Source organism: Staphylococcus sp. 11-B-312 (genome assembly GCF_016743055.1).
Classification (GTDB): Bacteria; Bacillota; Bacilli; order Staphylococcales; family Staphylococcaceae; genus Staphylococcus; species Staphylococcus ureilyticus.
In genome coordinates this window covers 752931-769720 of record NZ_CP068241.1, presented here as the reverse complement: position 1 = coordinate 769720, position 16790 = coordinate 752931, and the positions used below count along the sequence as shown (strand labels likewise).

Here is a 16790-nt window from a genome sequence, read left to right as displayed (position 1 = left end):
ATGAATCAATCAGCATCGATGAAGACACCAATTTGGACAAAGAATTTTAATATTAATTTCATAACTAATTTTTTAGTCTACTTATGCATGTATTTACTTATCGTTATCATAGCAAGTTATACAAAATCTGAATATCATGCCTCAGACAGTATGGCAGGACTTGTATCCGGATTATTTATTATCGGTTCTTTAATCGGACGATTTATCACTGGAAAGTACGTTAATAAAATAGGACCTAAACGGATTTTAATCATTGGTTTAATCTTATTAATCATCACACAATTGTTCTATTTTATAGAAGGTGCCTTAGCTATTTTAATGTTCACGAGATTAGTTAATGGTATTGCTACTGGGGTTACTACAACAGCGACAGGAACAATTGCTGCATATGCAACGCCTCAGGAGAGAAAAAGTGAAGGTATTAGTTTATTCTCTTTAAGCTTAGTTATCGGCGCTGCAATCGGTCCATTTTTTGGCCTTTTACTTATTAATACATTCCCAATTCAATTGTTATTTTTACTTTGTTTAATGTGCGGTATCATTAGTTTTATCATTTCTTTTTTCATTAAGTTAAATATCGATACAACGCGTGATATCATAAAACCTCAAACTACTGAAAGTAAAAAATTTAATATTAATAACTACATCGCCAAAGAAGCATTACCTGTGGCAATCATTATGCTCCTTGCCGGGTTATCTTATTCGTCTATTCTGACATTTTTACAATTTTTTGCACAAGAAATTAATTTAGTTACAATATCTAGTTATTTCTTTATTTTCTATGCTATTGCATCACTCATTACAAGACCAATCGCTGGTAGAATGATGGATCTCAAAAATGAAAACGTCATCGCTTATCCTGCTTTCATCTTTTTAATACTTACCTTTTTAACGTTAAGTATTACAAATAATAGTTGGTTATTAATTCTTGCGGGATTACTCCTTGGTGCTGGTTACGGAAATATTTCTTCTTGTATGCAAGCAATTGCAATCAAAGTATCTCCACCGGCAAAATATGGAATAGCTACCTCAACTTACTTCATTGGTTTAGACTTAGGACTAGGATTTGGTCCATATATATTAGGATTTGTAACCTCTGCAGTTTCATTCGCTCAATTATACGCTATTATGGGTGTACTGGTTTTAATTACTGGAGTTATTTATTACTTTGTTCATGGTAGAAAAGTAAAACACATGAACATCTAATCTTTTCATTAAACAATAAACTAAATATCCTGAAAAACATTGTTTTTAGCTGTCAACAAAAGTATTGTTGGCAGTTTTTTTACATACTTTATGGCTGAAGCATCAATTCGTCTACATTTTACAATATTTAAAATTGAAATTTGTTTATTTATATTATAGTTATTACTGAATTAGGTTTATTCTATTTTTCAAATATATAAAAAAACCAAATGCTATTTTAGCACTTGGCTTATTTCAAATTTATATTGTTGTTAATGATTATCATCTGTTTGTAACCTTAATGATTAAGCGACTTTTATGTTTTCGATTTCTGTTATAATATCATCTATTACTTTTAACTGATCATCTGTGTAATAATAGAACACTTGTCTTTCATCTGTTTCTGATCGAACTTTTGAAATCAATTCTTTTTTATAAATCTTTCTTATAATAACATCTATTTTACTAGTGTCCCATAACATTTCAAAATGTAAGGTATCTCTTAATTCTTTTCCGCTAATTTTATTAGCTTCATAAACCTTAAACAGAACTACAAACTCTTCGATAGATAAACGGTGAGCTGACTTCAACCAATGTTTCAACTGACTTAAAGCCCTCTCAGACGTAATATAAAATGATGCTTTACTTTCCATAAATTTGGCCTCCTCATGATTTACTTTCATTGTTAGTATTGGCTTTATATAATGAATAAGCTTTTAAAATATTATATAACACTTTCTTCATTAAATCTATTATTTTAAAAGAAACAGATAAATAAATTTTACTATTGTAAAGTTTTTATATAGCTACAATTGATTATGGTAATCTTTTTCTATTGTTCATTATCTTTAATCGTTAAAAAATTACTTATGTATAATACATTTTCATATAAAAATATCTTTCCTCATTTTTGAAATCATTTCACATAAGATATGAGTTCAAATTATAAAAAATGAGTAGGAGATAATTCAATTGAAATTTGAATTATCTCCTACTCTTAATATATTTTAGAATAACTTCATAAATGAATATAATTTTCGTATTATTAGTTATTTGAACTTCTTAAAAATTTAATAGCTATGAATGTTGTGATAAAAGTGCAATCTCCATAAACGATTATATTTGATAAGTCAGCCACCAATATAGTTCATATTGATTTTTTTACGTTTTCTATTAGCTACTGTTTGTGCAGTACGTTCATCTGAATATCTATCATCTCTAATATTCCATAAAGCTTTAAATTGTTCAAACAGAGCTTCATCTGACACGCCTGATCGCATAAATGACTTTACATTAAATCCATCTACGGTACTAAATAGACAACCATAAAACTTACCATCTGATGATAATCTTGCACGTGTACATGTTGAACAGAATGATTCAGATACACTTGTGATAAGACCAAACTTAGCACCATTATCTTTATGTCGATAATATTTAGCTACTTCACCAAAATATTTAGGTTTTACAGGTTCTATATCAAATGATGACTCAATCATTTTTAACATTTCATCTTTTGTTACTACTTTACTGAAGTCCCAACCATTATCATTGCCTACATCCATAAATTCAATAAAGCGTATTTCAATATCCTTATCTTTGAAATATTGAATCATAGGTAAAATTTGATCATCGTTCACACCTTTTTGAACAACTACATTTACTTTGACATGAAAACCAATTGAGACCGCATAATCTATTTGCTGTAAAATTGTGGAAGCTTTGATATTCCGGTTGTTTATAGCTTGGAACACTTTGTCATCAATCGCATCTAAACTTACATTAATACGTCTTAAACCAGCATCATATAATCTTTGACCATGTTTTTTTAATAATAAACCATTGGTAGTTAAACCAATATCCTCTATACCATCAAGTTGATTCAACTCGTATATTAATTTATATAAATCTCTTCGGAGTAGAGGCTCTCCACCGGTAATACGTATTTTTTTGACTCCTAATCGCGTATAAACTTTAGCAATACGGACCATTTCATCAAAAGTAAGTAATTCATCTTTGGGTAGGAAAACAAAGTCATCACCAAATATTTCTTTTGGCATACAATAGTCACAACGAAAATTGCAACGATCTGTAACTGACAATCTTAAATCTCGAATTGGACGCCCAAGTTTATCAGTTATTTGCTCTACCATCTGATCAGCCCCCTATCTATTCTTAATGTCGTGATGTAAATCTATTAAGTCTTGTTGATAGTTAATATTTTTGTACCAATAATCAGATGAACCAATTTCGTGCACATCTAACCAATCACTTTTGACTTTTGAATAGACATTCTTAAGGCTGTAATCACCTGATTCCAATGCTGCCTCTATAAAAGAAAGCGTATGTGGACTATAAAAAGCCATCGTTGGAATGGGCATGCCATCTTCTTGGAAACCGGCGATATCTAGTTGATCTTCTATTAAATGTTCAACCATAAATTGATACAATTTACTTATTGCTTTTTGTGTAATCATCGGTGTATCTACAGAAATCACAAAGAAAAGCGTTTCGTCAGTATGTTGTTTCATGACAGAGTAAATTCCAGCCAGCGGGCCTTTACCTTTGTTTTTAGCATGATCGATAACAATATTATCATAATCAAATTCATGTGCTAATATTTCATTTGTGCTAATAATTATTTCATTAAACATATTTGTAGCTTCTAAAACTTCAATGATACGTTTATAAAACATTTGTGAATGAATCTTTGCAAATGCTTTTGGTTTTCCAAATCTTTCTGATTGTCCACCAGCAAGTATGATTGCTTTCATATTTCCATTACCCTCCACTAACTGGTGGTATCAACGCTACAGTATCATTAGGTTTTACGATATCATCACCTTTGACAAATTCTTCATTAATCGCAATTTGAAACTTTTTGCTATTAATACTAGGATAACGCTCAAACAAATCTGATACAAATTCATCAACGGTAATATCATAACTTAAGTCAATATCTTCTGAACTTTTATCCAAAACATCTTTTATTTCCGCAAAGTATAAAACTTTCATAACTTTTTCCCTCCAACTGCATCCTCATGGTTACCATGTTGATGACCTTGCCATTCAGCACCATCTTCCCAAATTTCTTTTTTCCAAATGGGCACTACCTCTTTAATACGCTCAATTGCATATTCATTAGCACGATAAGCATCTTTTCTATGTGGCGATGATACACTTATCAATACCGCTATATCAGAAATAGCTAACGGTCCAATTCTATGGACAATGGCCGTTTTTGTCCCTGGCCATTTGTTTGAAATCTCATCACCTATTTGTGCCAACTTTTTCTCTGCCATAGGTATATACGCTTCATACTCTAAATACTCTGTTTTAACTCCTTTTGTCCACTCACGTACATGACCAGTGAAAACAACAACAGCACCTTGATGTTCATTGAGCACATATTGGCGATATTGTTCGGTTTCTATTGGCTTATTTGTAATTTCGAATTGTTTCATTTAATCCATTCCCTTTTCGTTAACGAAAGATAATAACCATTGCTCAAATTTTTGAAATGCTAATGGTTGCCCAATATTAATATAATACTGAATATTTGTTAATTTATTTAACTTTTGGTAATCAGCATCATCACGATATATAAGCACTTTATCATAATTTGCCTCTTTAAAACCTTCTACTAAAATGATGTCACTGTCTATTGTAACAGATTTATCAATGATTTCATCCAACCTTTGTTTTTCAGTTCGTGTAACTGTTTGTTGTAGATGATGTCCTTGAACAATACTTTGATCTGCACCTGCATTAAAATGTTTCATGTGATCAACAGTATTTGCCTGCAGTTCAATATCTGACAAGTTTAAGTCATGTTGACCGTGGTGTTTAACCGTTGCTACACAAAAGCCATGTGATTTTAAAAATTTCACTGCGTGCGTCATCAAAGTGGTTTTTCCCGAGTTTTTATAACCTACGATTTGTAATATCATAGCGTCGTATCCATTTCATATGCTTGTGATTCAGTTAAAATGACATCAACTGTGTGGCCTTTTTGATATCCTCTTGTACCACTAGGTAACACAATCATTGCATTACTATGCGCAATCGCTACTACTGCACCGGACTTATTAAATCCTGATGGTACAACCGTCATCTCTTTACCATTAAAAGTCACTGTTGCTCGAATAAATCTAGTAAATGGATTTGGCTTTTTAAAATCTTCCATGAGTGTGGCCTGCACAATTTGTGGATATATCGCTCTGGCACCCATCATATGCTGTATTGCAGGTTTGACATAGAGTTCAAACCCGGTGAAACAAGCAGAGGGGTTACCTGATAATCCAAATAAATATTTGTTATTTGCAATAGCTACCGTAGTGACACTTCCTGGACGCATGGCGATTTTATTAAACAAGACTTTAGCGTTGACCGCTTCATAAATTTGAGGCAAATAATCGAAATCGCCTACTGACACACCTCCAGTTGTAATGACAATATCATGCTCAACCATTGCTTCACGCATCACTTGAATACTACTATTTAAATCATCTTGTTGAATTTTATATGCATTGACATCTAACTGATGCTTTTTTGCTAATGCAGTTATCATAGGACCATTTGAATTACGAATTTTTCCCGGTTCTAAATCGTCGCTAACATCCAACAATTCACTTCCTGTAGCAATCACAGCCACGCTAGGTTTTTCAAAAACTGGAACTTCTGTATAGCCATATGTTGCCAAAACAGCGATTGCACCTGGATTAACACATTGTCCTTTTTCTAATACAATATCGTCAACTTTGGTTTCTTCACCCTTTAACGAAACATTCTCATTTTCGCTAAAAGTTTTTCTTATTGTAAAATCATGTTCACCTTCGACAGTTTGTTCAAGCATAACTACAGCATCGGCGCCTTCAGGTATTTGTGCACCTGTCATAATTCTTACAGCTTCAAATGCTCCAACTTTTTTAGTTGAAACTGATCCCGCTCCAATGTGGTCAATGACTTTAAATTTAATGCGATTATCACCGCTCGCCTCTTTTGTATCAATACTTCTTAATGCAAAACCATCATATGGTGATTTATCAAACCTTGGTATCTCATGAGTTGCTACAATGTCTTCAGCTAAAATATAGTTTAAACTTTCTGCTAAAGGTAAAGTGATTCTATTTGTAAAAATATTTTGCTTTACCACACGTTGAATTGCTTCATTCACTGGAATCGGATTTCTTTTCTCTACAGGCATCGTAAATCTACTCCTTATAATTAATAATTTCATGATATACTAGAAAACGATTAGGAGGGATACTTTGACTGAATTCACCCATATAAACAAACAAGGAAATGCGAAAATGGTAGACGTCTCTGACAAAAACACAACAAAACGCTCAGCTACTGCGCATTCTAGTATTACGGTAAATCCAGCGATTTATAAACAAATCGTTGATCATACTAACCAAAAAGGGAATGTGCTTAATACTGCTCAAATTGCTGGTATTATGGCTGCAAAAAACACATCTGATATTATACCAATGTGTCATCCATTACCTTTAACTGGTATAGATATTACATTTGATTGGCAAGAAAATACACAAGCATACACTTTAAATATACAGGCAACGGTCTCTACAACTGGAAAAACTGGTGTGGAGATGGAAGCGCTCACTGCCGCTTCAGCTGTAGCACTTACGGTTTATGATATGACAAAAGCGTTAGATAAAGGCATGGTCATTGGAGAAACTTATCTACTCTCTAAAACAGGCGGTAAATCTGGTGACTATCAAAGATAGTTGTCATAAATATTAATATGTAAGAAATAGAGTCCAACAAACTTAAAATGTTGGGCTCTAATTTATTTTGTAATCTCTTGCACTAAATGATTCAATTCTGGTTTAATGAGCTTATTTAATGCTAATTTAACTGCACCAGTAGAGCCTGGTATACTGAAAATCAATTTATTATTTACCGTGCCAGCAATTGCTCGAGATAACAACGCACGAGTCCCAACATCTTCTGTATAACTTAGATATCTAAATAATTCTCCAAATCCTTCAATTTCCTTCGTAATCAAACTGGAAACAGCTTCTATCGTTACATCTCTTTGTGCTATACCAGTACCTCCTGTGGTGATAATGACATCAATATCCTCTGCTAGCCAATGCTTTAATTGCTCAGTAATTACAGTTTGTTCATCTTTAACAATTTTATAATGTGATTCTGTAATCATAACGTTTAATGTTGAAAGTAACTCTTTAACTAATTTACCACCTTTATCGGTTTCATAATCTCTTGTATCAGAAACAGTTAATACTGCACATCTAATATTTCTATCAAGCTTTACATTTGTATGCATATTAAACCTCCTTAGCCGAATAATTGGTTGATCAATGTTATCGCCTGTTGTGGGCGAGTCATCCCATGAATTAATAATCTCCCGCCTTTAAAGCTAACAATTCTATGTTTTTTGTATTCAAAATGTAACATGTAAGGATTACGTTGATATGGTATTTCTTGTTGTTGTAAAAATGTTTCTAACATTTCCTGGGAAATTTCTGGGTTTTCATATTGAACAGTATCTCTGCCACATAAACTTGCAAATTGTCTTTGTGTTGTATTGAGATAAGGATATGTCGGTTGTGTACCACAAGTTGTACAAGCACTATCATGCAATTTACTAAAGCCAAATGTAAAGTGTGTGCCTTCCCAAATATCACCGTAAGTAACTTTAGTCGCTATTGTTGCGCCAGTTAATATTTTTAATGCATCTCTTAATTGTAAACTGGTCGTCATAGTGACTGCTGGCTGAATAACACCTACTGTATCACAGGTCATATTAATTGTAGGTAACTGTGGAATTAAACAGTTAAAACACGGTGTTTGTTTAGGTATAAATGTTGCTTCCACATAAGTACTCTGTACGACGCCACCGTAAATCCATGGTATGGTATTTTTATAAGCAAAATCATTAATCAATTGTCTTGTTTCAAAATTATCTGTAGCATCTAGTATAAGTTCAACATCTTGCGCATATGTTTCTAAGAATAATCGATCAACATGTGCAATGTGTATGTGCAAGTTCAGATTTTGACGTATTGCCATTAGATTTCGTTCTGCTGCGATTACTTTAGGTAACTTATCTACTGCATCCATTTCTGTATACATCGTCTGGCGCTGCAAGTTACTAAATTCAATATAATCTCTATCGACAATCGTCAACTCACCTACACCAGCTCTCACAAGTCCTTCCGCAAGGTGTGTTCCTAAAGCACCCATACCTATAATTAGCACATGTGCATTCATAATTTTCTCTTGCCCAGATGTGCCTATATGCTTAAATAGCATTTGCCTTGAATAACGTTCTTCATTCACTATGAAATCCCTCACTTTGCGTCATTATTTTCATTATAAATCTTGGCGTTCTCTGTAACAACGGTTTGAATTCATTAATCAAAAATCATGTACACCACTTTTATTCATATTACCTAAAAGGCAAAATAAAAGAGTAGGTACAAAATCAAAACTAGATATTGATTTCATAGTCCTACTCTTTATCGCAAAACAGTTTCAAAAAATATAATGATACATTTATGGTGATTACTGATACTTTGATTTTTGGTATTAAAATCACTAATCATTATTTAAATTTGAATTTTCAATCCATCAAATGCAATGGTTGATTTTAAGCCATCTTCTTCTAATCGCTCTTCTAATTGTTTAATTTGTGCCTTCGTTAAACTTTCAGTAGCTTCAATATGAGTAAAATATGTATGCTTAGCATTAATAGTTTTAGCAATAGTCACACATTCATCAAATGTAACCTCTCCTAAAGCATTTAACATACCTTCTGGATGAATTCGTTCATGAGTTATAGGGTTAACTTCATTGCTACCAAAAGGTAAAATAGCAACATCAGCATTTTTCAACTTATCCGTTGGTCGAAAGCCTTTAATTTCATCTGGAATAATAAGTATACGTTTGGTATTTGTAGTTAAATAAAAACCAAACGCGAATTGCTCTGCTAATTGAATCCACTCTACCGTTGTGTCTTCAAAACTAATTTCTGCATCATTGTCAACAATTACTAGGTTAATTACGCCTAATGAATCTAAATATTGAACATATTCCCAACGCGCAAAATATGCTTTAAAATCTTCCACTTCTTGAGTTGTAATATAAACCGTTGTCGTTTTGGACTTAGGTACTTTGTGAATAAAATCAAAATTGAGTGTTTCCCATATCCTCATCCCCATCGTGTGATCTGGATGCCAATGAGAATAAATGCCATATTTTATATCATAAATTTTTGATTGTCTTAGTTGTTGAAATATATCTTCCGAAGTGTCGATTAGTAATTGTAAATCATGAATGAAGATACCAGGCCCTGTTCGTTTTTGTGCATCTTTATGCTGTGAAACTGATTGATAAAGTGTTGGTACACCCCCAGAAGTTCCTAAACATTCGATTATCATTGTATCACCCCCTACTTATTTATAAATGTGATCATAATTCTTACGCAACCTCTCATAAATTATAGTTGCATATCATCCGATATTAATAATTTCATGTGCCAGTACTTCTGCTTCATATTGAGAATGAGTAACAAAAATAATAGGTATATTCCATAATTTAAAGATTCGTTTTACTAACAAAATACTTTCTGCTTTTGTTGTATCATCTAAACTAGAAAACGGCTCATCTAGTAACATCAAGTCTGGTTTAGTACTTAATGTTCTAGCTAATGCAACACGTTGGGATTCACCACCAGATAAGCGTATTGGAAATTTATCTTTTAAGTGAACAATGTTTAATTGATTCATCAAATTGTCTATATGCTGTGAATACTGTGTCATAAAAGTGATGTTTTGAAATACAGTCATATTTGGAAATAATTGATAATCTTGAAATAAATAACCGATATTGCGTTTTTGAATTTTTACATCAATATTTGAAGTAGTATCTGTCAATATATGGTCGTTAATCTGTATATACGCTTGATCTGGTTGCTGTAGACCAGCAAGCATATTTAAAATTGTTGTTTTACCTATACCTGAAGGTCCTTTAATGGCATAAATTTTAGGTGTAGTATCATCTATTTTTACATGTAATTGTGTACTATTTAAAAGATGATTCAAAGATATATTAAGCATTAACGAACCTCCCGATAACCATCTTTATTCAATAGATTGATTGTACCAATTACAGTGATAGCAAATGCAACTAATACAATCACCCATAACCATGCTTGATTCTCTTTTCCCTGCTCTACTAAAAAATATATTTCTAAAGGTAACGTGTTAGTTTTATTAGGAATATAACCTGCTACCATTAACGTAGCACCAAATTCTCCAATTGCCCGTGCAAAACTCATCATTACACCAGCAAGTATTGAGCGCTTAGATAACGGTAAAACTAATTTCATAAAAATTTTATTTTCACTTGCACCCATCGTTCTTGCAGTATTCAACATTTTAGGATCTATACTCCTAAATCCTTGTACAGTATGCTGATACATCAGTGGAAAGCTGACAATGATGGAGGCTATTATGGCACCAGTTAAAGTAAATACAACTGGCAAATGTAATACATCGCTAAAAAATCTTCCAACCACACTATGTGGTGAAAATACAATCAGTAAAATAAAACCCATCACTGTCGGTGGTAACACAATTGGTAAGACAATGAAACTTTCTAAAAGTCTCGTTATAAAGCCACGACGCTTATACAACCATCTTGATATAAAAACACCTAGTATCGTAACGATAATCGTACTGATAATTGCAACCCTTAATGATATCCAAAACGGCGTGACATCTGGCATTTCTGCTACCCCCTATACTTTAAATTTATATTTTTTTAAAATTTCTTGCGCTTCATCTGTTTTTAAAAATTCAATCCACGCTGTTGCTAATTTTTTATCTGAAACTGTCGCTGACTTATATGTGATTGGCTGTTTTAATTTAGCGGTTTGAATTTCTTTTACGTTACTATCACCATTTTTTTGACTTTGATATAAATCTGTTTTATAAACATAACCTAATTGAGCATTACCTTTTTCAACATAATTTAATACTTGTCGCACGTCTTTTGCAAAAACTAAATGCGGTTTAACATCATCATATAATTGATGATCTTTTAAGTATTTCTCAGCATATTTCCCTGCAGGCACAGATTTAGTCTCGCCGATAGCCAATTTTTCACCTTGTTTTAAATCAGACACATTCTTATATGTACTATTATCTTCACCTATAAGCACTAAGTCATTTTGTGCGTATTCATATTTATTTTGAGCTTGCTTACCTAAAGCATCTACATCTTTTGTATTTGCAGACATAAATACATCTACAGGTGCGCCTTTTTCTATTTGTTGTCTCAATGCGCCTGAGCCACCATAATTAAAGGTGATTTTAGCATTTTTATGTTTTTTGTTAAATGCTCGTTCTAAATCTTTAGTGACATCTGTTAAACTTGCTGCAGCTGAAATATGTATTTCTTTCTTATGATTATCCTGAGTGCTAGCATCTTTTTCACTCTGCTTCTTATCGCTATTAGAGCATCCAGTTATTAATATACATGCCATAATCGTTGCAATCATTAAAAATTTCCAAGTGTTTTTCATTTGATTGTCTCCTTTTTCATATAATTATATGCCTATTTATTTCAAAAAAAAGAGCGTATACAAAAGTAAAAGGTACTTCGTATAGCTCAATTTTCAAAATATTTATTGTAACGATGCTATAAATGTTTTAAATGCACTTTGGCCTTGTGATGTGTTTTTAAATACACCTGCGTCTTCAAGTACACGTTTGAATTTGAAACCAAGTTCTTTTTCAATAATTTCATTTACGTTTTTCTCATGAATATCATATCGTTGTGTCATGTCTTCTGCCCATGGTTGATGTATGCTTGGCACTTGTTGTTGTTCACCTAATAAAAATGCTTTAACCTGTTGTAATTCTTGTTTTAATCTACCAGGCAAAATGGCAGTCCCCATTACTTCTATTAATCCAATGTTTTCTTTCTTGATATGTTGAACGTCTTGATGGGGATGAAATATACCATCCGGATATTGTTCCGATGTTTGATTGTCTCTTAAAACAATATCAAGTTCATATTGTTGTTCCCTATAACGGGCAATCGGCGTTACAGTATGATGACGCTCACCATTTTTACTGTATGCTCTTATATCTACAGTTTCATCTGAATAACTATTCCATGCTTTTCTAATAAATTCTGCCGCTGCCACCAAATCATTTTTATCTTCACTTTTCAAACGAATAACACTCATAGGCCAATACAATGTAGAAGCCGTTACTGTTGAAAATTGTTTTAAGTTAAAATTGTTCATTTCCTTAGCATTATCCATCGGAAATGTGTGTCTACCCGATTGATAATGATTGTGTGTCAATATTGAACCGCCAACAAGCGGAATATCTGCATTTGAACCAATAAAATAATGCGGAAATTTATCTACAAAATCCAACAGTTGTACAAATGTTTGCTTATCTATCTTCATAGGAACATGTGATTGAGATAACACAATACTATGTTCTTTGAAATAGGCATATGGAGAATATTGAAATCCCCATTGTTCTTGTCCTAAGTTCAATCTGATGATACGGTGATTTGTTCTCGCTGCTTGTATTACAGACCCTTTAAAACCTTCATTTTCCATGCATAGTGCACATTTAGGATAATCTGTTGCAGGCGCTTCTTTCGCTTTGGCAATTTGTTTAGCATCTTTTTCTGGTTTGGATAAATTGATTGTTATTTCCATATCACCATACTCACTTGCTGTGTTGAAATTTATATTATGCGCAATTGCATCTTCTTTCACATAATGATTGCGTTTGGTTATGTTATAAAAATAGTCTGTCGCTTTCTTTGGACTCTGTTGATATAATTCATAAAACTTATGGTTCAGTACAGATGGTCGTGGTGTGATTAAATCTAATATTTGTGCTTCAATGATTTCTTTGCTATATAAAGCGTCATCTATACATTTCGCATTGATTGCTTCTTGAATCCAATATTGCGTTATCTCAAGCGCTGTAGTCTCAGAATTAAATTTGGAAGATGTTGTGTCCTCTATGCCTGAAGCATTTAAAATACTCAGCAATCTATTTTGAATATAAATGGCATCTTCCACTTCATAATCTCCATGTGCTATAGCGTGAGATACAAATAGTTGGACAGCGTAGTGATTCAATAACATCCATTATACCTCCTGATACCCGCTAGGGTGCTTTTCATGCCATTGCCAAGCAGAACCAATAATATCGTGTATATCATCATGTTTAGGTTTCCATCCTAATACTTCCTGTGCTTTATTACTTGATGCAATTAATTTGCTAGGATCTCCAGCTCTTCTTTCACCAACAACTGCGTTTATTGTTTTACCTGTGACTTTTCTTGCTGATTCTAAAATTTCAAACACTGAATAACCTTGGCTACTACCTAAGTTAAACGCACCTGATTCTCCACCATTTTTTAAATGTTGAAACGCTAAAATATGCGCATCTATTAAATCAACGACATGTAAATAATCTCGTATGCAAGAGCCATCTTCCGTATCATAATCATCACCAAAAACAGTTAGTTCATCTCTTTGCCCTAACGCTACTTGTAATACAATTGGGATTAAATGTGTTTCAGGTCTATGATCTTCCCCTATTATGCCGTGTTCTTTAGCGCCTGCAACATTAAAGTATCGGAGTGCAGCAAAATTCACACCATATGCTTCATGACACCAATGCATCATTTTTTCCATCATTAATTTACTTTCACCATAAGGACTTGTTGGTGTTTTAGAATCATTTTCTGTAATTGGTACAGAGTCAGGTTCACCATATACAGCTGCTGTTGATGAGAAAACAATATGCATGACATCATGGTCATACATCACTTCTAACAATACTTGTAGACCATTAACATTATTATTAAAATATGTTAATGGTTTCTCTACAGATTCACCAACTAATGAGTATGCGCAAAAATGAAATACACCTTCAATATTTTCACTATTAAATACATTTTCTAAAAATGCTTTATCACGAATATCACCTTCGTAAAATTTCGCTTTATTGTGTATTGCTGCTTTATGTCCAGTGCCTAAATTATCTACAACTACAACATCATAGCCTCTATGAATTAATTGGTCTACGGCATGGCTTCCAATATAACCTGCGCCACCTAATACTAATACGCTCATGGAAAAATCCTTTCTTTTTCAAATTTATTTTAAATTGTTTTTACACCATCACTAATGCCCACATGATAAAACGATGGCTCATAGCCGATTTTTTCTATATATTTATTTGAGACTTCATCTTCTAGTGCTTGAATTTGATTTTTGTGCACTAAAGCAATTGCACATCCTGCAAAGCCAGCACCAGTCATTCTTGCACCGAGTACGCCTTCCACTTGTTGCGCAGTTTCCGCCAATGTATCAAGCTCAATACCTGTTACTTCATAATCATCTTTTAATGAGGCGTGCGAATCATTTAATAAATAGCCAAATTTTTCAAAATCATTAACAGATAATGCTTGATAAGCAAGTTTCGTACGTTCATTTTCTGAAACAGCGTGTTTTGCTCTTTTGCGTTTCACATCATCTTTAATAAGCATTTGATGTTTTTCAAATTGTTCCATTGTTAATTCACCTAAAGACTCAATATTTAATTTTTGTTGTAATGATGACAGTGCAGATTCACATTCACTTCTCCGTTCATTATATTTACTTTCAGTTAATGAGCGTCGTTTATTGGTATTCATGATGGATATGACATAGTCTCCAAACTTAGCAGGTACATATTCATAATCTAACGTTGCAGTATCTAGTAATATGGCATGTTCTGCTTTCCCCATACCTATAATGAATTGATCCATAATCCCTGAGTTGACACCCATAAATTGATTTTCAGTACGTTGCCCTATCTTAATAAGCTCTAATCTCTCTAAATTCAAGTTAAATAACTGCTTTACCAACCAACCAGTTAGTAATTCGATTGATGCAGAAGATGAAAGGCTAGCGCCGTTTGGAATATTACCTTCTACCAAAATATCAAAGCCTTGATTAATTTCTGAAAAAGCTTCTACTAAATATTTAATAACACCTTTCGGATAATTCGCCCAATCATGCTCTTTATGAAAATCTAAATGTTCTAAGTCGAAGGAAATCATACCAACCGTTTCAAAATTATTAGAATATAGGCGAACCAATTTATCTTCTCGTTTAACTGCTAAACCATACGTACCTAATTCAATTGCTGCTGGAAACACATATCCCCCATTATAATCAGTATGTTCTCCTATTAAGTTAATTCTTCCTGGTGCAAATGCACTCACTTCAGGCTTCACGTCAAATAAACTTTCGAATTTCTCGCGCATAGCTTCTAACATAACGTCCCACTCCTTTAAAAATCGATATACACAAAAATCAAAACCCTTAGTAAACTTAAATAAAGTTTACTTGTTTACTAAATGTTTTGTCAATACACTTCACTTATTAACTTTAAAAGTCATCCTTTCTTTCAGTTGTGCTTCTGCAATTACATGAATAGCAATTTTCCTTGTTTTATTTATTCTCTCTTCTGCCATTCTTACTGCTATTTTTCCGAAGTCGTCTATCGGTATATGTACGCTACTTATAGAAGGAACCGCATACTGAATCACTTCCAAATCGTTAAAACTTATCAATTTGATATCATCAGGTAAAGTGTATTTTTTTAGTTGTAGTTGTTGCAATATGCCTAAAGCGATCATATCGTTACCTGCGATAAAAACTTGAGGTAGATGTTGATTTTGTAATACTTCGTTTACTGCATTTATACCATCTTCTTTATGCCAACCATTCATTAATACTTTACCTTTTCTTTGGTGCTTATTACACCAATCATTGAATGCGATATACCGTTTATCTTCAAAATTTTGATTATTTAGTGTTGGCATGCCTGCAAGGTTTTTTATTGTATGAGTACCACCTACGTAAACAATATCGTTTAATTCTGAATGATCTATATCATCTAATAGTTGAGTCATTGCATCATATAAATCCGAATACACTGCATCAACTGATTTAGGCGTGTTAGGGTTATTAATAACCACAATATTCTGATTGTAACTCTGCAATTCTAGAATAGCTTCTGCAGCAAAATTACCTACAACAATAATTGCGCCAGCTTTGGCTATTTTAGTAAAATCAATCGCATCATGTTCTCCATCAATGCGAAGCGTTCTTTTTAATGATAGATTTAAACGTTTTACTTCTGCTTCAATAGCTAATCTAATCTCACGATAATACGGATCAGACATTTCTTTGGCTCTTGATGCATAAGTAATAATTTGTATACTTTTATTTTTTCTTTCAGCTTTTTTATATTGAAAATTTTCTGCTATGTCATATATTCTTTTTCTCGTTTCTTCCGCGACAGATAAGGTGGGATCATTATTTAATACGCGGGAAACCGTTCCTGGACTCACCCTTGCTTCTTTCGCAATATCTCTTATACTAGCCATTTGCCGAATCACCTCTCACTATTGTGTTTACTATAAGTTTACTTCTAAGTTTGGTATATATCAAACAAATATTGCAGTTAAGCTTTTGGATATAAATGCAATTTATTTTTTTGCAACAAAAAATACGCTAA

Annotated in this window: 19 protein-coding genes; 2 read left to right on the top strand and 17 right to left on the bottom strand. The window is 32.9% G+C overall.

Translation table 11 applies throughout. From position 1 onward, the window contains the following. Nucleotides 1–1206, top strand: coding sequence for an MFS transporter (locus tag JG554_RS03400; RefSeq protein WP_064209377.1), 1206 nt, complete (start codon nt 1–3; stop codon nt 1204–1206). Between the two features lie 284 nt (nt 1207–1490). On the opposite strand, the gene JG554_RS03395 is transcribed toward JG554_RS03400, so the two are convergent. From JG554_RS03395 to JG554_RS03365, 7 genes are all read right to left on the bottom strand, one after another. Next, nucleotides 1491–1838 carry a SarA family transcriptional regulator gene (locus JG554_RS03395; protein ID WP_046208439.1) on the bottom strand — a complete coding sequence of 116 codons (348 nt, stop codon included), beginning with the start codon at nt 1836–1838 and terminating at the stop codon, nt 1491–1493. A gap of 477 nt (nt 1839–2315) precedes the next feature. Beyond that, nucleotides 2316–3338, bottom strand: a complete 1023-nt coding sequence (gene moaA / locus JG554_RS03390) for a GTP 3',8-cyclase MoaA (protein WP_070037653.1) — start codon at nt 3336–3338, stop codon at nt 2316–2318. 12 nt (nt 3339–3350) lie between these two features. Next, nucleotides 3351–3959: a molybdenum cofactor guanylyltransferase MobA gene (mobA, locus tag JG554_RS03385; RefSeq protein ID WP_046208441.1), complete on the bottom strand. Its 609-nt coding sequence runs from the start codon at nt 3957–3959 to the stop codon at nt 3351–3353. Between the two features lie 7 nt (nt 3960–3966). Next, nucleotides 3967–4200: a molybdopterin converting factor subunit 1 gene (gene moaD / locus JG554_RS03380; protein WP_070037650.1), complete on the bottom strand. Its 234-nt coding sequence runs from the start codon at nt 4198–4200 to the stop codon at nt 3967–3969. After that, on the bottom strand, nt 4197–4649 hold the full coding sequence (locus tag JG554_RS03375; RefSeq protein ID WP_064209375.1) for a molybdenum cofactor biosynthesis protein MoaE: 453 nt from the start codon (nt 4647–4649) through the stop codon (nt 4197–4199). Before JG554_RS03375 ends, moaD begins: the two co-directional genes overlap by 4 nt. Beyond that, a complete protein-coding gene (mobB, locus tag JG554_RS03370) occupies nt 4650–5135 on the bottom strand; it encodes a molybdopterin-guanine dinucleotide biosynthesis protein B (RefSeq protein ID WP_070037647.1) in 486 nt (161 codons plus the stop codon). Next, nucleotides 5132–6391, bottom strand: a complete 1260-nt coding sequence (locus JG554_RS03365; RefSeq protein WP_064209373.1) for a molybdopterin molybdotransferase MoeA — start codon at nt 6389–6391, stop codon at nt 5132–5134. Before JG554_RS03365 ends, mobB begins: the two co-directional genes overlap by 4 nt. A 64-nt stretch (nt 6392–6455) precedes the next feature. On the opposite strand from JG554_RS03365, the gene moaC reads away from it, so the two are divergent. Continuing rightward, entirely contained in the window at nt 6456–6935 is a 480-nt protein-coding gene (gene moaC, locus JG554_RS03360) for a cyclic pyranopterin monophosphate synthase MoaC (RefSeq protein ID WP_070037644.1), read from the top strand. 62 nt (nt 6936–6997) lie between these two features. On the opposite strand, the gene JG554_RS03355 is transcribed toward moaC, so the two are convergent. From JG554_RS03355 to JG554_RS03310, 10 genes are all read right to left on the bottom strand, one after another. Then, a complete protein-coding gene (locus JG554_RS03355; RefSeq protein ID WP_046208447.1) occupies nt 6998–7498 on the bottom strand; it encodes a MogA/MoaB family molybdenum cofactor biosynthesis protein in 501 nt (166 codons plus the stop codon). An 11-nt stretch (nt 7499–7509) separates the two neighbouring features. Beyond that, the gene (locus JG554_RS03350) at nt 7510–8514 is read right to left on the bottom strand and encodes a ThiF family adenylyltransferase (protein ID WP_070037641.1); all 1005 of its coding nucleotides are present in this window, start codon (nt 8512–8514) and stop codon (nt 7510–7512) included. Nucleotides 8515–8783: 269 nt separating this feature from the next. Beyond that, nucleotides 8784–9614: an MBL fold metallo-hydrolase gene (locus tag JG554_RS03345; protein ID WP_070037638.1), complete on the bottom strand. Its 831-nt coding sequence runs from the start codon at nt 9612–9614 to the stop codon at nt 8784–8786. A gap of 72 nt (nt 9615–9686) precedes the next feature. Beyond that, nucleotides 9687–10292 carry an ATP-binding cassette domain-containing protein gene (locus tag JG554_RS03340; protein ID WP_070037635.1) on the bottom strand — a complete coding sequence of 202 codons (606 nt, stop codon included), beginning with the start codon at nt 10290–10292 and terminating at the stop codon, nt 9687–9689. Further along, a complete protein-coding gene (gene modB / locus JG554_RS03335) occupies nt 10292–10963 on the bottom strand; it encodes a molybdate ABC transporter permease subunit (RefSeq protein ID WP_046208451.1) in 672 nt (223 codons plus the stop codon). Before modB ends, JG554_RS03340 begins: the two co-directional genes overlap by 1 nt. A 12-nt stretch (nt 10964–10975) precedes the next feature. Next, nucleotides 10976–11761 carry a molybdate ABC transporter substrate-binding protein gene (gene modA, locus JG554_RS03330; protein WP_070037632.1) on the bottom strand — a complete coding sequence of 262 codons (786 nt, stop codon included), beginning with the start codon at nt 11759–11761 and terminating at the stop codon, nt 10976–10978. 102 nt (nt 11762–11863) lie between these two features. Next, nucleotides 11864–13357 carry a UDP-glucose--hexose-1-phosphate uridylyltransferase gene (gene galT / locus JG554_RS03325; RefSeq protein WP_107360042.1) on the bottom strand — a complete coding sequence of 498 codons (1494 nt, stop codon included), beginning with the start codon at nt 13355–13357 and terminating at the stop codon, nt 11864–11866. 3 nt (nt 13358–13360) lie between these two features. Then, nucleotides 13361–14353: a UDP-glucose 4-epimerase GalE gene (gene galE / locus JG554_RS03320; protein WP_070037624.1), complete on the bottom strand. Its 993-nt coding sequence runs from the start codon at nt 14351–14353 to the stop codon at nt 13361–13363. Between the two features lie 29 nt (nt 14354–14382). Beyond that, a complete protein-coding gene (locus JG554_RS03315) occupies nt 14383–15543 on the bottom strand; it encodes a galactokinase (RefSeq protein WP_070037621.1) in 1161 nt (386 codons plus the stop codon). 99 nt (nt 15544–15642) lie between these two features. Beyond that, complete coding sequence (locus tag JG554_RS03310) at nt 15643–16659, bottom strand: LacI family DNA-binding transcriptional regulator (RefSeq protein ID WP_046208456.1); 1017 nt, start codon at nt 16657–16659, stop codon at nt 15643–15645. Nucleotides 16660–16790 lie beyond the last annotated feature (131 nt).